The sequence below is a fragment of the Frigoribacterium sp. AC759 genome, assembly GCF_979256015.1.
Genome location: NZ_CEEDMT010000012.1, coordinates 1 through 18836 on the forward strand (window position 1 = coordinate 1; position 18836 = coordinate 18836).

Annotated in this window: 17 protein-coding genes and 1 tRNA gene; 14 read left to right on the forward strand and 4 right to left on the reverse strand. The window is 72.6% G+C overall.

Annotated features, from left to right (window positions below):
• On the reverse strand, positions 1–1902 hold a 1902-nt coding region (locus ACZ6JE_RS09910; protein ID WP_464318848.1), incomplete at its 3' end, for a TPM domain-containing protein.
• A gap of 136 nt (positions 1903–2038) precedes the next feature.
• Entirely contained in the window at positions 2039–2446 is a 408-nt protein-coding gene (locus ACZ6JE_RS09915) for a hypothetical protein (RefSeq protein ID WP_192058155.1), read from the reverse strand.
• Between the two features lie 70 nt (positions 2447–2516).
• On the opposite strand from ACZ6JE_RS09915, the gene ACZ6JE_RS09920 reads away from it, so the two are divergent.
• The 3 genes from ACZ6JE_RS09920 to ACZ6JE_RS09930 all read left to right on the forward strand — a co-directional run bounded on the left by ACZ6JE_RS09920 (position 2517) and on the right by ACZ6JE_RS09930 (position 4365).
• On the forward strand, positions 2517–3401 hold the full coding sequence (locus ACZ6JE_RS09920) for an EamA family transporter (protein WP_243215639.1): 885 nt from the start codon (positions 2517–2519) through the stop codon (positions 3399–3401).
• Positions 3402–3496: 95 nt separating this feature from the next.
• Positions 3497–3712: a hypothetical protein gene (locus tag ACZ6JE_RS09925; RefSeq protein WP_192058151.1), complete on the forward strand. Its 216-nt coding sequence runs from the start codon at positions 3497–3499 to the stop codon at positions 3710–3712.
• An 86-nt stretch (positions 3713–3798) separates the two neighbouring features.
• A complete protein-coding gene (locus ACZ6JE_RS09930; protein ID WP_320479960.1) occupies positions 3799–4365 on the forward strand; it encodes a recombinase family protein in 567 nt (188 codons plus the stop codon).
• A 17-nt stretch (positions 4366–4382) separates the two neighbouring features.
• Here the strand turns inward: ACZ6JE_RS09930 and ACZ6JE_RS09935 are convergent.
• Positions 4383–4457, reverse strand: a tRNA-Arg gene (locus tag ACZ6JE_RS09935).
• Between the two features lie 89 nt (positions 4458–4546).
• Between ACZ6JE_RS09935 and ACZ6JE_RS09940 the strand changes: the two genes are divergently transcribed.
• A complete protein-coding gene (locus tag ACZ6JE_RS09940; protein WP_243215637.1) occupies positions 4547–5215 on the forward strand; it encodes a pyridoxine/pyridoxamine 5'-phosphate oxidase in 669 nt (222 codons plus the stop codon).
• A 74-nt stretch (positions 5216–5289) separates the two neighbouring features.
• The gene (locus ACZ6JE_RS09945; RefSeq protein ID WP_243215636.1) at positions 5290–6048 is read left to right on the forward strand and encodes a gamma-glutamyl-gamma-aminobutyrate hydrolase family protein; all 759 of its coding nucleotides are present in this window, start codon (positions 5290–5292) and stop codon (positions 6046–6048) included.
• A 69-nt stretch (positions 6049–6117) separates the two neighbouring features.
• Here the strand turns inward: ACZ6JE_RS09945 and ACZ6JE_RS09950 are convergent, their stop codons facing one another.
• Positions 6118–6771 carry a hypothetical protein gene (locus ACZ6JE_RS09950; RefSeq protein WP_464318849.1) on the reverse strand — a complete coding sequence of 218 codons (654 nt, stop codon included), beginning with the start codon at positions 6769–6771 and terminating at the stop codon, positions 6118–6120.
• Between the two features lie 144 nt (positions 6772–6915).
• On the opposite strand from ACZ6JE_RS09950, the gene argS reads away from it, so the two are divergent.
• The 9 genes from argS (at position 6916) to prmC (ending at position 18829) form a co-directional block, all read left to right on the forward strand.
• Positions 6916–8580, forward strand: a complete 1665-nt coding sequence (argS, locus tag ACZ6JE_RS09955) for an arginine--tRNA ligase (RefSeq protein WP_464318850.1) — start codon at positions 6916–6918, stop codon at positions 8578–8580.
• The gene (locus tag ACZ6JE_RS09960) at positions 8577–9329 is read left to right on the forward strand and encodes an LmeA family phospholipid-binding protein (protein ID WP_464318851.1); all 753 of its coding nucleotides are present in this window, start codon (positions 8577–8579) and stop codon (positions 9327–9329) included. The genes argS and ACZ6JE_RS09960 overlap by 4 nt, the downstream gene beginning before the upstream one ends.
• A gap of 80 nt (positions 9330–9409) precedes the next feature.
• The gene (gene lysA, locus ACZ6JE_RS09965) at positions 9410–10813 is read left to right on the forward strand and encodes a diaminopimelate decarboxylase (protein WP_464318852.1); all 1404 of its coding nucleotides are present in this window, start codon (positions 9410–9412) and stop codon (positions 10811–10813) included.
• 91 nt (positions 10814–10904) lie between these two features.
• Positions 10905–12239 (forward strand): homoserine dehydrogenase, encoded by a 1335-nt coding sequence (locus ACZ6JE_RS09970; protein ID WP_192058133.1) that lies wholly within the window; start codon positions 10905–10907, stop codon positions 12237–12239.
• Entirely contained in the window at positions 12239–13321 is a 1083-nt protein-coding gene (thrC, locus tag ACZ6JE_RS09975) for a threonine synthase (RefSeq protein WP_192058130.1), read from the forward strand. The genes ACZ6JE_RS09970 and thrC overlap by 1 nt, the downstream gene beginning before the upstream one ends.
• Positions 13318–14271 carry a homoserine kinase gene (gene thrB / locus ACZ6JE_RS09980; RefSeq protein ID WP_464318853.1) on the forward strand — a complete coding sequence of 318 codons (954 nt, stop codon included), beginning with the start codon at positions 13318–13320 and terminating at the stop codon, positions 14269–14271. The genes thrC and thrB overlap by 4 nt, the downstream gene beginning before the upstream one ends.
• 255 nt (positions 14272–14526) lie before the next feature.
• Entirely contained in the window at positions 14527–16857 is a 2331-nt protein-coding gene (gene rho / locus ACZ6JE_RS09985) for a transcription termination factor Rho (protein WP_464318854.1), read from the forward strand.
• Positions 16858–16859: 2 nt separating this feature from the next.
• Positions 16860–17942, forward strand: a complete 1083-nt coding sequence (gene prfA, locus ACZ6JE_RS09990) for a peptide chain release factor 1 (RefSeq protein WP_464318855.1) — start codon at positions 16860–16862, stop codon at positions 17940–17942.
• Positions 17939–18829, forward strand: coding sequence for a peptide chain release factor N(5)-glutamine methyltransferase (gene prmC / locus ACZ6JE_RS09995; RefSeq protein ID WP_464318856.1), 891 nt, complete (start codon positions 17939–17941; stop codon positions 18827–18829). Before prfA ends, prmC begins: the two co-directional genes overlap by 4 nt.
• Positions 18830–18836: the final 7 nt, after the last annotated feature.

The following is an 18836-nucleotide window of genomic DNA, read 5'->3' on the forward strand; positions in this document are numbered from 1 at the left end:
CCCGCCGCCCCCGCCGCTGAAGAGCCCGCCGATGATCAGTCCGGTGACGATGCCGCCGAGATCCGCTCCGCCCGACCCGCGGCCCCCGCCGCCGCCGTAGCCGTAGCCGCCACCCCCGCCGAACGGCGAACCCTGCTGGTACGACGAGACGTCGGACGCGGCCTCGCTCGAGGCCGCCTCGGCGGCCTGGTTGGCCAGGTGGGCCTCGCCGAGGGCGGCGTCGCGGTCGACGGTGGCGAGCGAGACGGCGGTGGCCAGGTGCCGCTCGGCCTCCGACAGGCGCGTCCGGGCGCCGGGCCCCACGGCACCGCGGCGGGTCTCGATGAAGTCGCGGGCGGCGCTGATCCGACTGCGCCCGGACAGCAGGGCCTGATCGAGCGCGGCCTGGGCCCGACGCCGAGCGGTCTCGGCGTCGCGGACGGCCGCGAGGGCCGCATCGACCCGGGTGTCGGCGTCGTCGAGCCGGGAGAGCACGGCCAAGGGGTCGGCGGGGTTCTCCGCGGCGAAGCGGAGGGCGGCGTCGACCGTCGTGACCGTCGCCGCGAGGTCCACCCCGCGGGGAGCGGCCGAGGGCTCGAGGGCACGGGCCGTGTCGAGATCGGTGCGGAGCTCGGCGGTCAGAGCGCCGATCCGGCTCTGAGCCGTCGCCAGCGAGTCTCCTGCACGATCGACGGCGTCGGCGAGCTGGTCGACCTGCCCGAGCGCCTGTCGTCCGGCTCGGATCCGGGCGACGGCCTGGCCGGTCTCGCCCGCCGAGAGATGGGTGCGGGCGGCCTCGGCGCACTCGTCGACGAACTCGAGCAGACGCTCGGCCTGATCGACGTTGCCGGTGATGGTGGCCACCGCGGTGGGGGAGTAGGTGCGCGACAACGCGGCGAGCGTCGCACGCGTCTCGCCCAGCCGGGACCGGCGCTCGTCGCGTGCTCCGGTCAACGCGGCGGCGTCGGCGGGCGCGTCGTCCTCGGCACGTCGCATCTCGTCGAAGGCGTCGGACTGCGCGTCGAGCGCCGTGCCGGCCGACTCGCAGAGCTCGACGATGCGCAGCGTCCACTCGCGACGCTGCTCGGGGCTGTCGGGGACGTGGTCGTCCAGTCGCTGACGGAGCTCGAAGGCCTCCCGCGCACTCGATCGGGCCGATTCGAGGGCCTCGGCGAACGGTCGGGCCGCCTGGTCGCCGAACTGGGCGGCGGCGAAGCCGACCTCCTGGGCCCCGGCGGTGATCTCGTCGTCGAGGGCGACGAGCAGGCCCGCCGCCCGCCGCTCGATGTCGTCCTGCTCGGCACGGGCCGCGGCGAGGGCGCGGTTGCGCCGGCGGCGGCGGGCGATCGCGACGGCGACGACCACGGCGATCACGACGAGGGCCAGCACCCCCAGGGTCCAGAGCAGCCACGTCGCGTCGCCGCCCCCGGACGAGCCGTCGTCGCCGCCCGACCCCGACCCGTCCGTCCCGATGGCGTCGGCGAGCGAGGTCGCCGCCCCGGCCCAGTCGCCGTCGCGCAGCTCGGGCACGAGCACGTCGGTCTCGAGGGCGGACTGGTCCGCGGCGGTGATCGACGAGCCGTCGGCGACCGAGAGGTCGTACAGGCGGTCGTCGATCGCCACGGAGAGCAGCACGTCGTTGACGCCCAGCTGATTCTGCTCGGCCGTCGCCCGACCCCAGGCGGCGCGGTCGGAGGGCGACGTGAACGAGTCGACGTACACGACGAAGAGGTTCGTGCCGTTCTCGGCCGCGAGCGAGTCGAGCGACTGCTCGACCCGCTGCTCGTCGGCGTCGGTCAGCACGTCGGCCTGGTCGACGACGTACGCGCCGGCGAGATCCACCGGCGCCACCGCCTGCGCGGCCGTGGCGCCGACGAGCGTCCCTCCGAGCGCCAGAGCACCCGCCAGAGCGATGCCCGTCATGATCCGACCACTCCGTGCGACGACGCCCACGACTCTCCCCTCGATGATGGGGCCGAGTCTAGTGACGGGCACCGACACGTCGCCCGGGCGACGGCCGGGGGCGGTCACGCCGTGTCGAGTGCGCGCCGCGCCGAGATCACTCGACGAAGAGCAGGGCGACCGAGGCGACGGCGCACACGGCGCCGACCGAGAGCAGCACGCCCCCGGCCAGACGGAACGCGTGTCCGTCCTCATGCGGGGTGTCCGTTCGCACCGAGGAGGGGCGGCGAGGGTCGTAATGGACCGTCAACTCGGTCTCCACGGGCGTCTCGATGGCGTAGTCGGCGAACTGGGTCTCGTGCAGGTCGCCCCACGAGTCCATCCAGCGCGCCGTCGCGACCCGCGCGTAGTCCGGAGCGGGGATGACGACGGCGACGGTCTTCTCGTACCGACGGGCCCGGCGTCTCGAGACCGCGGCGGCGATCGAGAACGGCGTCCCCGCGATGAACCCCAGCCAGCCGAACATCTCGACGACCGACGAGATCACGGGCAGGGCGTCGGACATGCCACGATCGTAGTGCCGCACCGCGGCGCAGGCCCCCGAGGCCCCCGTCCGTCCGTGAGGAACCCCCGCCGTGAGTCGATCCCCCCTCGACGTCGTCCCCGCCCCGATCCTGGCGGTCGGGGCCATCGTCTCGGTGCAGTTCGGCGCCGCCCTCGCGCGGACCCACTTCGACGCCGTCGGCCCTCTCGGCGCGGCGGCCCTCCGCCTCGCCTTCGGCGCCGTCATCCTGCTCGCCGTCTTCCGCCCCCGCGTCCGCGGCTGGGACGCCCGCACGTGGCTGGGCGTCGTCCTGCTCGGTCTCGCGCTCGCCGGCATGAACTCGCTCATCTACCTCGCCATCGACGTCGTCCCGCTCGGCGTCGCCGTCACGCTCGAGTTCCTCGGCCCGCTCGTCGTGGCCCTCGTGCAGACGCGACGCTGGCTCGACGCCGGCTGGGCGGTGCTCGCCCTCGGCGGGGTCGTGGTGCTCGGCTCCGATTCGAGCGGCGCGATCCCCGCGCTGGGCGTCGTGCTCGCGCTCGGCGCCGGGGCCTTCTGGGCGGGCTACATCGTCGCCAACGCGAACCTCGGGCGCCGCGCCGACTCGCTCTCCGGGCTGGCCGTCTCGATGCTGGTCGCCGCCGTCGTGGTGGTGCCGTTCGGCGCGGCCGACGCGACCGCCGCCGTGATGGCCGACCCGCGCCTCCTCGGCGTCTTCCTCGTCGTGGCCGTCGCGACGTCGGCCGTCCCCTACGCGCTTGAGATGGTCGCGCTGCGGCGACTGCCCACCCGGGTCTTCGGCGTGCTGTCGAGCCTCGGGCCCGCGATGGCCGCGCTGGCCGGGCTGGTCGTGCTCGGTCAGGGGCTCGGCGCCCGCGAGCTGATCGCCCTGTCTCTGGTGACGGCGGCGAGCGTCGGGGTCACCGTCACGGCGCGTCGACGGGTGGTCGTGGTGGCCGAGCCGCCACCCGCATGACGTTTTCCGGATGATCTGTACCCCACTCACGGGGTACGGGCGTACTCTCGCCTCATCGGACCAGAGTCGGTCCGAGGCAAGCGAGGAGGAACACCATGGGAGCCGTTCTCGAGAAGACGTCCCGGGCAGAGGTCGTGCCCCTGGGCGACGGGTATCACCGAGTGTCCACACCCACCGCCGGCGTGATCGGCTTCGTGCACGAGTCCGAGGGTCGCTTCGAGGTCCTGCGGGGTCGGGTCCGCACCGCGACCCGTGCCGAGGGCGTGTACCGCACGCTCGACGTCGCGGTCATCGCGCTCACCTACTCCTGATCCGCACGTTGGCGGTGCCCACCGGCACCGCGTCCGAACCACGGCCCCGCCTCGGCGGGGCCGTTCGTCTCTGAGAGGGGTCCGTCATGGCGGTGATCGGCTACGCCCGCATCTCGGACGACGACCCGGCCCCCGACCGGCAGCAGGCCGTGCTCGAGGCGGCGGCGTGCGAGCGCATCTACATCGACCGGGCCACGGGGCGTCGCGAGCGCCAGCCCTTTCTGGTCGACGCGCTGGCCTCGCTCCGTGACGGCGACGTCTTCGTCGTCACGCGGCTCGACCGGCTGGGCGGCTCGGTGGCGGCGCTGCTCGATCTCGTGGCGGGGCTCGACGACCGCGGTGTCGCCTTCCGATCGCTCGACGACGGCATCGACGAGATCGGCCCCTGGGGTCGGTTCTTCTTCCGTACGGCGTCGGCGCTGGCCGGTCACGAGCGGTCGCTCGACGCCGAGGCGGGTCTGGCGGCGACGAGGCGCCGTCGGGAGGCGCGCGAGGCGATGTCCCGCAGCCGTCAGACTCTGAGCAGTCGCCGGCTGCGGATCGCCCGGGTGCTGCTCGCCGACGACATGCCGATGCGCGACGTCGCCCGCCATCTCGACGTGCCCGAGCGCGTTCTCCGCCGCGGACTCGAGGGCCGCGAGGCGGATCAGTAATCGGTCGGACGATTCTGTGGTGCCCCCAGAAGGATTCGAACCTTCGCCCCTGCCTCCGGAGGGCAGTGCTCTATCCCCTGAGCTATGGGGGCCCGGGACGTCGTCCAGGTTAGCAGCCATTCCGTGCGCCTCCCGACGCCGCTCCCGGTCGCGCCGCATCCCCGGGGAGCACGCTGGTGCCATGAGCACCGACGAGTCCGCCCCGACCCTCCGCGACCGGCTGCGCGAGGCGAAGCCGCCCCACCCCGACGTCCCGGCCCTCGACCCCGGGGCCGCGCCGGACGACCCCCGCGAGCTCGTGGTCGAGTGGCTCGTCGACGCCGTCGAGGCCGGTGTCTCGCAGCCGCAGGCGATGACGCTCGCGACGGTCGACGCCGACGGCGCGCCGGCGTCCCGCGTGGTGCTGCTGAAGGACGTCGACAGCGCCTTCTGGTTCGCGTCGTCGTCGCTCAGCCCGAAGGGGCGGCAGATCGAGGCGGAGCCCCGCGTCGCCCTCTCGTTCTTCTGGTCCGAGCGGGGTCGGCAGATCCGGGTGGGCGGCCGTGCCGTCGCCGGGCCGCGCGAGGTGAGCGAGTCCGACTTCACCTCGCGGCACCCCGCCTCGAGGGCCGGCGCCATCGCCCTCCCGCAGAGCAGCGTGATCGACGATCCCGAGGAGGCGCGGCGCGCGCTCGACGCCGCCCGTGCGCGCATCGACGAGAATCCCGAGTTCGCCCCCGACGACTGGACGGCCTACCGGGTCGAACCCGAGTCCGTCGAGTTCTGGCAGGCCACGAGCGGCCGCGATCAGGTGCGTTTGCGGTACGACCGCGACGGCGACGGCTGGACCCGCGCCTCCTTGTGGCCCTGATCCGGCCGGGTTCGAGGGCGTAACGCGGCGACACGGAGCTCGCACCCCGGCCGGGCGGCGACGACGATGGGTCCATGCCCTCCGAGCCCCTCCGCCTCGCCGTCGTCGAGGTGACCCGCCACCGCCCGCACGCTCCGCGCTACGACGCGTACGTGCAGACGATGGTGGCCCGGGCGCTCGGCGACGCGGCCCGCGGCGGGTGGGTCGCCGAGCGGCTCGCCGCACGCGATCTCGGGGCGGACGCCCTCCTCCGTGAGACGTCGCGGGCCGACGCCGTGGTCGTCCTCGGCGGGGAGGACGTCTCGCCCCATCTCTACGGCGCGCAGGGCGGCTACCCCGGCGAGGGGCCGCACGACGTCGTCGCCGACGAGGCGCAGATCGCCCTCGTGCGGCGGTCCCTCGAGACGCTGACGCCGGTGCTCGGCATCTGCCGCGGCCACCAGATCGTCTCCGTCGCCCTCGGGGGCACGCTCGTCCAGCACCTGCACGACGAGAGCGGACTGCACCGCACCGGGGGAGTCCCCGCCGATCTGTCGATGACCGACCACTCCGTCGCGATCGAGCCGACGAGTCGGCTCGCGGGCGTCCTGGGCACGACCGCCGTCGTCCGCAGCTCGCATCACCAGGCGATCGGTCGGCCCGGCGACGGTCTGGTCGTCGTGGCACGAGCGGCCGACGGCGCCGTCGAGGCGGTCGAGCACGAGCGCGCTCCGATCACCGGCGTGCAGTGGCACCCGGAGGACCCGGGCGCCGATCGGGCCCAGCTGCCCGCGCTGCTCGCACGGCTGCGGCACGAGGCCCTGGCGAACCGCACGTCCGTCCGGGCCGCCTGAGCCGCCCCGCCCGACGCGCGGCCCCGAGTCGCGGAGGCGGTCCAAGCCGAGGAGCCGAGGAGGCGCGGGTCAGCCGGTCGCGCCGGTCGCCTGGAGCGCCGCCACCACCTGCGCGGCCATCGGCTCGGCCGAGCCCGGCTCGACGAACGCGGTCGACTCGATCACGACGTCGTAGGGGAGGGGGAACAGCTCCGCGCGGCCGACGCCCCGCTCGATGTCGAAGTAGCCCTCGACGCCGTAGGTCGGCACGGAGTTGCTCGAGGCGACGAGGTCGTTCGCCAACGAGGTGAGCCCGGCGTCGTCGTACTGCGCGACCCCGAGGGTGATGGTCTCGTTCGCGGCGTCCGTCCAGGCGCAGAGGGTGCCGTCGGCCGCGGCGATGCGTCCGAGCGGGGGTGTCGTGGCGCTGTCGGCTGCGTCGGCGTCGTCGGCGGCGGGCTCCGGTGCCTCCGCGGCGGTGAGCCCCGGGTAGAGCGCGGACAGGGAGGCGGGGTCGACGAGACTCGCGCAGTCCAGATCGACCGGCGTGCTCACCAGCGTCGGGGGCGTGGCGGTCGGGGACTCCTCGGGTGCCGGGTCGGCGGACGCGGCGGCGGACGACTCGGAGGTCGGGGCCCCCGTCGGCGGGGCCGCCGAGGTGCAGGCCGCGAGCGGCAGGGCGGCTGCTCCGACGACGGCGGTGAGGGCCAGGCCCCGCAGGAAGCGGTGATGGGTCGACGTCATGACCACCATCCTCTCCGACGCAGGCTATGGATGCCATCGGACGCCGTGGGGCACGGCCGGGCGACGCCGTGTGCCGTCGGATGCCGTCCGATGCCGGACGGCGCCCGGCTCCCCGTCCGTCGTCTGACGGTAAGATCGTCGCTCGTGACTCCCGCCGAACTCTCCTCGTCCCTCCTCGCCGTCGTCTCGGGTGTCCTCGAGCGTCGCGGCCTCGCCGACGAGGTCGAGGTGACCCCGGCCGACGTCGTGCTCGAGCGCCCGCGCAATCTCGACCACGGCGACTGGACGACCAACGTCGCCATGAAGTTCGCCAAGCGCGTCGGGACGAACCCCCGCGAGCTGGCCACCGAGATCGCCGGCGAGCTCGCCGAGGTCGACGGTGTCGCCGACGTCGACGTCGCCGGCCCGGGCTTCGTCAACATCCGTCTCGACGCCGCGGCCGCGGGTGCTCTCGCCAAGGTCATCGTCGAGCAGGGCGAGTCGTTCGGCCGGGGCGACTACTACGAGGGCGTCACCATCGACCTCGAGTTCGTCTCCGCCAACCCGACCGGCCCGATCCACCTCGGCGGGGTGCGCTGGGCGGCGGTCGGCGACAGCCTCGCCCGCGTCTTCCAGGCCCAGGGGGCGCTCGTCACCCGCGAGTACTACTTCAACGACCACGGCGGTCAGATCGACCGGTTCGCCCGCAGCCTCCTGGCCAGCGCACTCGGCGAGCCCACCCCCGAAGACGGCTACGGCGGTCTCTACATCGCCGACATCGCCGCCCGCGTCATGGCCACCCACGACGGCGACGTCCGCGAGCTCCCGCGTGCCGAGGCACAAGAGGTCTTCCGCTCGGTCGGCGTCGACTTCATGTTCGCCGACATCAAGAAGTCCCTGCACGACTTCGGCGTCGACTTCGACGTCTACTTCCACGAGAACTCCCTGCACGAGTCGAAGGCCGTCGAGCGGGCGGTCGCGCGCCTCCGCGAGCTCGGTCACATCTACGAGGCCGAGGGCGCCACCTGGCTGAAGACCAGCGACTTCGGCGACGACCGCGACCGCGTCGTCATCAAGACCGACGGCGAGGCGGCCTACATCGCCGGCGACCTGGCCTACTACCTCGACAAGCGCGAGCGGGGCTTCGAGCGCAACCTGATCATGCTGGGCGCCGACCACCACGGCTACGTGGGTCGCATGATGGCGATGTGCGCCGCGTTCGGCGACGAGCCGGGCGTCAACCTCGAGATCCTCATCGGGCAGATGGTCAACCTGCTCCGCGACGGCGAGCCCCTCCGCATGTCGAAGCGCAACGGGACCGTCGTCACGATGGAGGACCTCGTCGACGCCGTCGGGGTCGACGCCGGTCGCTACTCGCTCGTCCGCAGCCCGGTCAACAGCTCGATCGACATCGACCTCGATCTGCTGACCCGACGCAGCAACGACAACCCGGTCTTCTACGTCCAGTACGCCCACGCCCGCACCCGTGCGGTGGCCCGCAACGCCGAGGCCGCCGGCGTCACCCGCGAGGCCTTCGACGCGTCGCTCCTCTCGCACCCGACCGAGGCCGCCCTGCTCGGCGCGCTCGCCGAACTGCCCCGGGTGGTCCGCCAGGCCGCCGAGCTCCGCGAGCCGCACCGCGTCGCGCGCTACGTCGAAGAGCTGGCGGGCACGTACCACCGCTGGTACGACTCGTGCCGGGTGACGCCGCTCGGCGACGAAGAGGTCACCGATCTGCACCGCACCCGGCTCTGGCTCAACGAGGCCGCCGGTCAGGTCATCCGCAACGGCCTCGGGTTGCTCGGCGTCTCCGCTCCGGACCGCATGTGACCGCCTCCGACGGTGCGGGCGCAGCGCGACCGGGGCGTCGCCGCGGTCGCGTCGTCGTGATCGTCGCCCTCGTGCTGGCGGTGCTCGTCGGGCTCGTCGTCGTGGCCGACGTCGTCACCCGCGACGTCATCGAAGACCGCGCCTCGGCCGAGATCGAGACGACCTCGGGCATCGCGGGGGTAGAGGTCGACATCCACGGCACGTCGATGCTCTGGCAGCTCGTGCGGGGCAGCCTCGACTCCGTGACGCTGTCGTCGGGCTCCGAGTCCGAGCCCCTCCGATTCCAGGTCGACGTCGTCGACGTCCCGACCGATCTCGTCGGAGCGACCGGCGCGGCGACGGGCACGGTCTCGGCCGACGCCGCGACGGTCAACCGTCTCGACGGCATCCGCGATTCAGGAGGCGCGGTGACGTTCGGCGACCGCGAGGTCACGTACACGAAGAGCTTCGCGGTGCCGATCATCGGGGACGTGCCCGTCGACGTCTCCGCCTCCGCCGCCGTCGCCGACGCGGGGCGGGCGATCGCGTTCACGCCGACCGCGGCCTCGCTGCCCGACACGTCGCTCCGACTCGACCTCTCGAGGTTCCTCGGCGACTTCGCCACCACGGTGTGCGTGGCCGAGTACCTGCCGACCGGTGCCGCGATCACGGCGGTCGACGTCGCACCCGGTCGTGCGTCGATCGACCTGTCGAGCCCCGGTCTCGACCTGTCCGAGCCGGTGCTCGACGACGAGGCCACCTGCTCGTGATCGACCGAGCCAGCCTCGCGCCGCCCCCGCGGTCGGTAGGCTCTGACCACATCCCGCCGTCCCCGAACACCGAGGTGCCCGTGTCGTCGAATCCCCTCGCCCCCGCCTGGCTCCACGTCCCGGCCGAGCCCAACGCCCTCGACGCGTCCGTCTGGTCGCGCACGGCGGCCCGCGACGAGTCCTCGGGCGAGATCGCCCTCGGCGGCGTGACCGTCGGCGAGCTCGCCGCCCGCTACGGCACCCCCCTCTACGTCGTCGACGAGGCCGACGCCCGAGGCCGTGCCGCCGACGCGGTCGAGGCGTTCGGTCGTGAGTTCGGGCGGATCGGCACCACGGTGTCGGTGTACTACGCGGCGAAGGCCTTCCTGTCGGTGGAGATCGCCCGCTGGGTCGCGGCCGCCGGCATGCGCGTCGACATCTGCACCGGCGGCGAGTTCGCCGTCGCCCGAGCGGCCGGGGTCGACCCGTCGCTGATGGGATTCCACGGCAACAACAAGTCGCTCGGCGAGATCGACCGCACGGTCGCGGCGGGCATCGGCGTGATCGTGCTCGACAACGCCGACGAGGTCGTCCGCGTGGCCGACGCCGCCGATCGCCACGGGGTGGTGCAGGCCGTCCGGCTGCGCGTCAACTCCGGCGTGCACGCGTCGACCCACGAGTACCTCGCGACGGCGAGGGAGGACCAGAAGTTCGGTGTGCCCCTCGCCGACGCCCCCGAGGTCGTCGCCGCCGTCCGAGAGCGCGCGTCGCTGAGGTTCCTCGGTCTGCACTCGCACATCGGCTCGCAGATCTTCGGCAGCGACGGCTTCGCCGAGGCCGCGTCGCGCCTGCTCGGCGTCCACGCCGACCTGCTGCGCGACGGCGACGTGCCCGAGCTGAACCTCGGCGGGGGGTTCGGCATCGCCTACACGAGCGCCGACGACGCCCGTCCTCTCACCGAGCTGGCCGCGGCCCTGGCCGACATCGTCGACGAGGAGTGCCGCCGACTCGGCATCCCCGTCCCGGTGATGGCCGTCGAACCGGGTCGCTCGATCATCGGGCCGTCGGGCACGACCCTGTACGAGGTCGGCATCGTCAAGGACGTCCTCGTCACCGCGGACGACGGCTCCGGTCAGGCCGTGCGGCGCTACGTCAGCGTCGACGGGGGGATGAGCGACAACGCCCGGACGGCCCTCTACGCGGCCGACTACTCCGTCGCGATCGCGAACCGCGCCTCCTCGGCCGACCCGGTGCTCGTCCGCGTGGCCGGCAAGCACTGCGAGAGCGGCGACCTCGTCGTCCTGGCCGACTACCTGCCGGGCGACGTCGCCCCCGGTGACCTGGTGGGCGTGCCCGCGACGGGCGCCTACTGCTGGAGTCTCGCGAGCAACTACAACCACGTCGGGCGACCGCCCGTGGTGGCCGTCGTCGACGGGGAGTCGCGGGTCATCGTCCGCGGCGAGACCGAGGCCGACCTCCTCGCCCGAGACGCCGGTCTCTCCTGAGACGCCCGTCGGGCCACTCCGCCGACGCCACCGCACCTCCCGCACCGAACCGGGCCCGCCGATGCGGGCCCACCCATGAGAACGGAACGCCATGATCGAATACCGCAACGTGAGGGTCGCCCTGCTGGGTGCCGGCTCAGTGGGGTCCCAGGTGGCCCGGTTGCTCCTCGAGCAGGCGGACGACCTCGCCGGGCGCGCGGGTGCGGGGCTCGAGCTCGTCGGCATCGGCGTGCGCGACGTCGACGCCCGCCGCGACGTCGATCTGCCGCGGGAGCTGCTGACCACCGACATCGACTCGCTGATCCTCGGCGCCGACATCGTCGTCGAGCTCATGGGGGGCATCGAGCCGGCGCGGACCCACATCCTCAAGGCGCTCGGCTCGGGCGCCGACGTCGTGACGGGCAACAAGGCGCTGCTGGCGAGTCACGGCCCGGAGCTCTTCGAGGCGGCCGAGCAGGTCGGCGCGCAGCTGTACTACGAGGCGGCCGTGGCGGGTGCCATCCCGATCATCCGACCCCTCCGCGACAGCCTGGCCGGCGACCGGATCGTGCGGATCATGGGCATCGTCAACGGCACGACGAACTTCATCCTCGACCGCATGGACACCGACGGCGACACGCTCGAGGCCGCTCTCGCCACGGCCACCGAGCTCGGCTACGCGGAGGCGGACCCCACCGCCGACATCGAGGGCTACGACGCGGCGCAGAAGGCCGCCATCCTCGCCAGCCTCGCGTTCCACACGACGGTGCCGCTCGATGCCGTGCACCGCGAGGGCATCACGCGCGTCACCCACGAGCAGGTCGTCGCCGCGCGCAAGGCCGGCTACGTCGTGAAGATCCTGGCGATCTGCGAGCGTCTCGTCGACACCGACGGGGTCGAGGGCGTCAGCGCGCGCGTCTATCCCGCGCTCGTGCCGCTCGGGCACCCGCTCGCCGCGGTGCACGGCGCGAAGAACGCCGTCTTCGTCGAGGCCGAGGCCGCCGGAGACCTCATGTTCTACGGTGCGGGCGCCGGCGGCGTCGAGACGGCGTCGGCCGTGCTGGGCGACCTCGTGTCGGCCGCTCGCCGCCACGTCATCGGCGGCCCGGGCGTCGCGGAGTCCACCCACGCGAACCTCCGGGTGCTGCCCATCGGCCACGTGACCACGCGCTACCAGATAACACTCGACGTGGCCGACCAGCCCGGTGTGCTCGCCGAGGTCGCCGGCGTGCTCAGTCAGCACGGGGTCAGCGTCCACAGCGTGGAGCAGACCGGGGGAGTCCGGCCGGAGGCGGCACCCGGCGACGACGACACCCCGGCCACCGCTACTCTGATCATCGGCACGCACCGTGCGCTCGAGTCCTCTCTCGCCGCGACGGTCGAGGCCTTGGAGGAATCACCGGTCGTGAACACCGTCACGAGCGTCCTGAGAGTCGAAGGAGCCTGATGGCCCACCAGTGGCAGGGTGTCCTGCGCGAATACGCCGACCGTCTCGACATCAGCGAGTCCACCCCGATCGTGACCCTGGGCGAGGGCGGCACTCCGCTCATCCCGGCCCCCGCGCTGTCGCACCGCACGGGCGCGAAGGTCTACGTCAAGTACGAGGGCATGAACCCCACGGGCTCGTTCAAAGACCGCGGCATGACCATGGCCATCTCGAAGGCGGTCGAGCACGGCGCCAAGGCCGTCATCTGCGCCTCGACCGGCAACACGTCGGCGTCGGCCGCCGCCTACGCGGCGCACGCCGGCATCACGGCGGCCGTGCTGGTGCCCGAGGGCAAGATCGCCATGGGCAAGCTGAGCCAGGCCGTCGCGCACGACGGTCAGCTGCTGCAGATCCAGGGCAACTTCGACGACTGCCTCGACATCGCTCGCGACCTCGCCGAGAACTACCCCGTGCACCTGGTGAACTCGGTCAACAACGACCGCATCGAAGGCCAGAAGACCGCGGCCTTCGAGGTCGTCGACGTCCTGGGCGACGCTCCCGACTTCCACTTCATCCCCGTCGGCAACGCCGGCAACTACACCGCGTACACCCGTGGCTACCGTGAAGACCTCGAGGCGGGTCGCGCCACGCGCCTCCCGCGCATGTTCGGCTTCCAGGCCGCCGGCTCCGCGCCGATCGTCGCCGGCGAGGTCGTCAGGTCGCCCGAGACGATCGCGAGCGCGATCCGCATCGGCAACCCGGCCTCGTGGCAGCTCGCGCTCGAGGCCCGCGACCTCACGAACGGCTGGTTCGGGGCCATCACCGACGAGGGCATCCTCGCCGCCCAGAAGATCCTCAGCGCCGAGGTCGGCGTCTTCGTCGAGCCCGCCTCCGCCATCAGCGTCGCGGGGCTGCTCGAGCGTGCCGACGCCGGGGTCGTCCCCGCAGGGTCGACGGTCGTGCTCACGGTCACCGGTCACGGGCTGAAAGATCCGCAGTGGGCCCTCCGTCGCGCCGACGGGTCGACCGTCGAGCCGACGGTCGTCGCGAGCGACACGGCACGCGTGGCCGAGGTGCTCGGGCTCGTCCCGGCCTCTGCATGAGCTCCGCCCCGGCCGAGAGGTCGGTCCTCGTCAGGGTGCCGGCGACGTCGGCCAACCTCGGCCCTGGCTTCGACACCCTCGGGCTGGCGCTGTCGCTCTACGACGAGCTCGTCGTCACGACGACCGCCGGCAGCGGAGTCGACGTCAGGGTGACCGGAGTGGGCGCGGGGGAGGTCCCGACCGACGCCTCGCATCTGGTCGTCCGCGCGATCGCGGCGACCTACGCGTCCGTCGGGCGCGACCTGCCGGGTCTCCGACTCGACGCCCGCAACGTCATCCCGCACGGCCGGGGGCTCGGATCGTCCGCCGCCGCGATCGTCGCCGGCATCATGGCGGCGAAGGGCCTCCTCGAGGGCGAGGTCGAGTTCTCGTCGTCCGACCTCCTCGCGTTGGCGGCCGAGCTCGAGGGGCATCCCGACAACGTCGCGCCCGCCCTCTTCGGCGGTCTCACGATCGCGTGGACGACGTCGACGGGGCCCGCTCACAAGCGACTCCTGGTGCATCGAGGCGTCTCGCCGGTCGTGTTCGTGCCCGAGACGACGCTCTCGACGAAGCTCGCGCGCAGTCTGCAGCCCGCCTCGGTGCCCCACGAGGACGCCACCTTCAACGTCTCCCGGTCGGCCCTGCTCGTCGCAGCCCTCGTGCAGAGCCCGGAGCTCCTGCACGCCGCCACCGAAGACCGCCTCCACCAGAGCTACCGGGCGAGCGCCATGCCCGAGACCGACGCCCTCATCCGTCTGCTCCGCGACGCGGGGCTGGCGGCCGTCGTGTCCGGCGCCGGGCCGTCCCTCCTCGTGCTCGGCAGCGACCCGGCCCAGCGCCTGTTCGCCAGTGATCTGGTGGCCGAGCACGGCGTGTCCGAGTGGCGCGCGTTGATGCTGGCCGTCGATCTCAAAGGTGCTACAGTCGTAGCGCACCCGGTAGAAAACTCAGATTTCCTGGGCATCTAGCACCGTTCGAACCTCCTCCCATCGACCTCGGGTCGATGCGATCCGATTCGGGCCGCATGGGGTTCCACGTCTTCGAGTCCCCGGGTCGCAACCATCCCGTAGTGCACATCTAGCAGTGTCCGCCTGCCGATCCGGCAGTCGTGCACCGCACCTCCGAGATCCTCTCCTGCAGCGATTCTGCGCAGGCGAGAGGCAGCGGGGTGTGAGCAGCTCTGCCCCGCCGTTCCGAGCGGGGGAGCGAAAGGAAACCATCCAGTGACCGACGTCAGCAACTCCGCGTCCATCGACCGCACCACCGAGCTCGGCGCCATGCGCCTGCCCCAGCTGCAGGCCCTCGCCTCGTCGCTCGGCATCAGCGGTCTCTCCAAGCTCCGCAAGGGCGACCTCGTGGCCGCCATCGCCGCGACTGAGGCCAGCGCCTCGACCGGCACCGTCGAGGCCCCCGCCGTCAGCGAGACCGAGATCCCCGCGGCCGCCGAGAGCATCGACATCGTCGCCCCCACGACCGAGGCGGCTCAGCCCACCCTCGACGTGGCACCCGCCGCCGAGGCGCCCGCCGTCGAGGCTCCGTCGTCCGACGCCGTCGAGGCTCCGGTCGCGCAGGCACCCGCCGCCAAGCGTCGCGGTTCGCGTCGTGCGTCGTCAGCCGCCGGCGCCCCCGCTCAGCGCGGGGCCGTCGACCACGTGAACGCCACCGAGACCGGCACCGAGCCGATCGTCGAGAGCACCGAGGCTCCCGTCGAGACCGCCCCCGCCGTCTCGGGCGCCGACCAGGCATCGTCCGCGACCGCAGCCGCGGCGACCACCGCCGAGTCGAGCGCGGCGCCCGCCGTCGCAGCCGACGAGACCCCCGCCGAGCGCCCCACGCGCAGCCGCCGCGGCTCGCGTCGCGCGACCGACGCCAGCGTGGCCGCCGCGCAGGCCCCCCAGCAGGACGACGCAGCGCAGGCTCCCGGCAGCGCCCCCGAGGCCGGCACCGCCGCGCAGGGCGTCACGGACGGCGCCGAGCAGCAGAGCGGTGCCGAGCAGCAGGGCTCCGACGAGCAGGGCGGCGACCAGCAGAACGGTCAGCAGGGCGGCGGGCGCCGCAGCCGCAACCGCAACCGCGGCGACCGGAAGAACGGCCAGAACGGCCAGAACGGCCAGCAGAACGGTCAGAACGCTCAGGGTGGTCAGCAGAACGGCCAGAACGGCCAGGCCGACGCCCCTCGCGTCGACGAGCAGCCCAAGCAGAACGGCGCCGACAAGAACGACGGTGCACGGGGCGACCAGCAGTCCGCGGGTGCTCAGGGCAACGGGCCCCAGGGCAACAGCCAGCAGAACGACGAGGGCGGCCGTCAGGGCCGTGGTCGTCAGCGTGATCGCAAGCGCGGTCGCGGCGCCACGCAGAACGACGAGTTCGAGCCCGAGATCACCGAGGACGACGTCCTGATCCCCGTCGCGGGCATCCTCGACGTTCTCGAGAACTACGCGTTCGTCCGCACGACGGGCTACCTGCCCGGCGCCAGCGACGTCTACGTGTCGCTCGGTCAGGTCAAGAAGTACTTCCTCCGCAAGGGCGACGCGGTCGTCGGCGCCATCCGCCAGCCCCGCGAGGGCGAGCAGGGTCAGGGCCGTCAGAAGTACAACGCCATCGTGCGCATCGACTCGATCAACGGCCAGCCCGTCGAGGAGGCTGCCAAGCGCGTCGAGTTCAACAAGCTGACGCCGCTCTACCCGCAGGAACGCCTCCGTCTCGAGACCGAGCCGCAGAAGCTGTCGACGCGCATCATCGACCTCGTCGCGCCCATCGGCAAGGGTCAGCGCGGTCTGATCGTCTCGCCGCCCAAGGCCGGCAAGACGCTCGTGCTGCAGGCGATCGCCAACTCGATCGCGAAGAACAACCCCGAGGTCCACCTCATGGTAGTGCTCGTCGACGAGCGCCCCGAAGAGGTCACCGACATGCAGCGGACGGTCAAGGGCGAGGTCATCGCGTCGACGTTCGACCGACCCGCCGAAGACCACACGACGGTCGCCGAGCTGGCCATCGAGCGTGCCAAGCGCCTCGTCGAGCTGGGTCACGACGTGGTCGTGCTCCTCGACTCGATCACGCGTCTGGGTCGTGCCTACAACCTGTCGGCCCCGGCCTCTGGTCGCGTTCTCTCGGGCGGCGTCGACTCGTCGGCCCTCTACCCGCCGAAGCGCTTCTTCGGTGCCGCTCGCAACATCGAGAACGGCGGCTCGCTCACCATCCTCGCGACCGCGCTCGTCGAGACCGGTTCCAAGATGGACGAGGTGATCTTCGAGGAGTTCAAGGGCACCGGCAACATGGAGCTCCGCCTGTCGCGTCACCTGGCCGACAAGCGCATCTTCCCGGCCGTCGACGTCAACGCGTCCGGCACCCGCCGTGAAGAGATGCTCCTCAGCCCCGACGAGGTCAAGATCACCTGGCGTCTGCGCCGCGCCCTCGCCGGTCTCGACCAGCAGAAGGCCCTCGAGATCGTGCTCGGCAACCTCCGCGAGACGCAGAGCAACGTCGAGTTCCTCGTGCAGGTCCAGAAGTCGGTCCCGGCGAACGGCCACGACAACGGCCACAAGGAGCACTAACAGTGTTCGAGTCGGTGGCGGTGCTGCTGGCCGAGCACGACGCTCTGCAGACCCAGCTCAGTGATCCCGCCGTCCACGCCGATGCGGCGCGGGCCAAGAAGATCAACCGGCGCTACGCCGAGCTCAGTCGGATCGTGGCGGCGCACACGGCCTGGCAGCAGGCCGGCGACGACCTCGAGGCGGCGCGCGAGCTCGCCAAAGAGGACGCCGCCTTCGCGGACGAGGTGCCGGCCCTCGAGCAGGGGCTCGACGAGACCCAGGAGCGCTTGAGGCGCCTCCTGATCCCTCGCGACCCCGACGACGGTCGCGACGTGATCATGGAGATCAAGGGCGGCGAAGGAGGCGCGGAGAGCGCTCTGTTCGCCGCCGACCTCCTGCGCATGTACCTGCACTTCGCCGAATCGCGCGGTTGGAAGACCGAGATGATCCAGAGCGACGACTCCGACCTGGGCGGCTACAAGAACGTGCAGATCGCGATCAAGTCGAACGCGAGCGACCCCTCGCAGGGCGTGTGGGCTCACCTGAAGTACGAAGGCGGCGTGCACCGCGTCCAGCGCGTGCCGGCCACCGAGTCTCAGGGCCGCATCCACACGTCGACCACGGGTGTCCTCGTGTTCCCCGAGGTCGATGCGCCCGAAGAGGTCGACATCAACCAGAACGACCTCAAGATCGACGTGTACCGCTCGAGCGGCCCCGGCGGGCAGTCGGTCAACACGACCGACTCCGCCGTCCGCATCACGCACCTGCCGACGGGCATCGTCGTGGCGATGCAGAACGAGAAGAGCCAGCTGCAGAACCGCGAGGCCGGCATGCGCGTCCTCCGGGCCCGCATCCTGGCGCGCCAGCAGGAGGAGCAGGCGGCGATCGCCTCCGACGCCCGCAAGAGCCAGATCCGGGGGATGGACCGCTCCGAGCGGATCCGCACCTACAACTTCCCCGAGAACCGCATCGCCGATCACCGCACCGGGTACAAGGCCTACAACCTCGACGTCGTCATGGACGGCGCTCTCGGGGCGGTCGTCGACTCGTGCATCCAGGCCGACGAGGAGGCCCGACTGGCCGAGATCGGCGACACCGCGTCGTGAGCGACACCGTCTCGGGCGCCTTCGCGACCGTGAGCACCGTCGACGCGGCCCTGGCGGCCGCCGAGACGGTCCTCACGGCGGCGGGTGTCCCGAGCCCCGCCGTCGACGCCGAGCTGCTCGTCGCGCACGTCACGGATCTGGGTCGCGGGGTCGTCCGGGCCAAGGCGGTGACACGCGCGCCCCTGGCGGAGGGCGACGTCGACGCACTCGCCGCGCTCGTCGTGCGCCGCGCCTCCCGCGAGCCCCTGCAGCACATCACGGGCACCGCCGCGTTCCGGGGGATGACCCTCGCGGTCGGGCCCGGCGTGTTCGTTCCGCGCCCCGAGACGGAGGGCGTCGCGCAGATCGCCATCGACGCGTTGCGCGCGGTCGCGTCCCCCCAGCCGATCGCCGTCGATCTCGGCACCGGCAGCGGGGCGCTCGCGCTCGCGCTCGCCACCGAGGTGCCGCACTCCCTCGTCTCGGCGGTGGAGCTGTCGCCCGAGGCAGCCGTCTGGACCCGCCGCAACATCACCTCCGTCGGCGCCGAGAACATCCGACTCGTCGAGGGGGATCTCGCCGACGCGCTGCCCGAGCTCGACGGCTCGGTCGACGTCGTGGTCTCCAACCCGCCGTACGTGCCGATCGGCATGATCCCGCGCGACCCCGAGGTGCGGCTGCACGACCCGGCGCTCGCGCTCTTCGGGGGCGACGACGGGCTCGTCGTGGTCCGGTCGCTCTCGCTCACGGCACGTCGCCTGCTGCGACCCGGGGGAGTCCTCGTGATCGAGCACGGCGAACTCCAAGGAGGCGCGATCCGGGCGATCCTGCAGGCCGACGGATGGCGCGGGGCCACCACCACGACCGACCTCACGGGGCGCGACCGCGCGACCACGGCGGTGCGCTGAGCGGGCT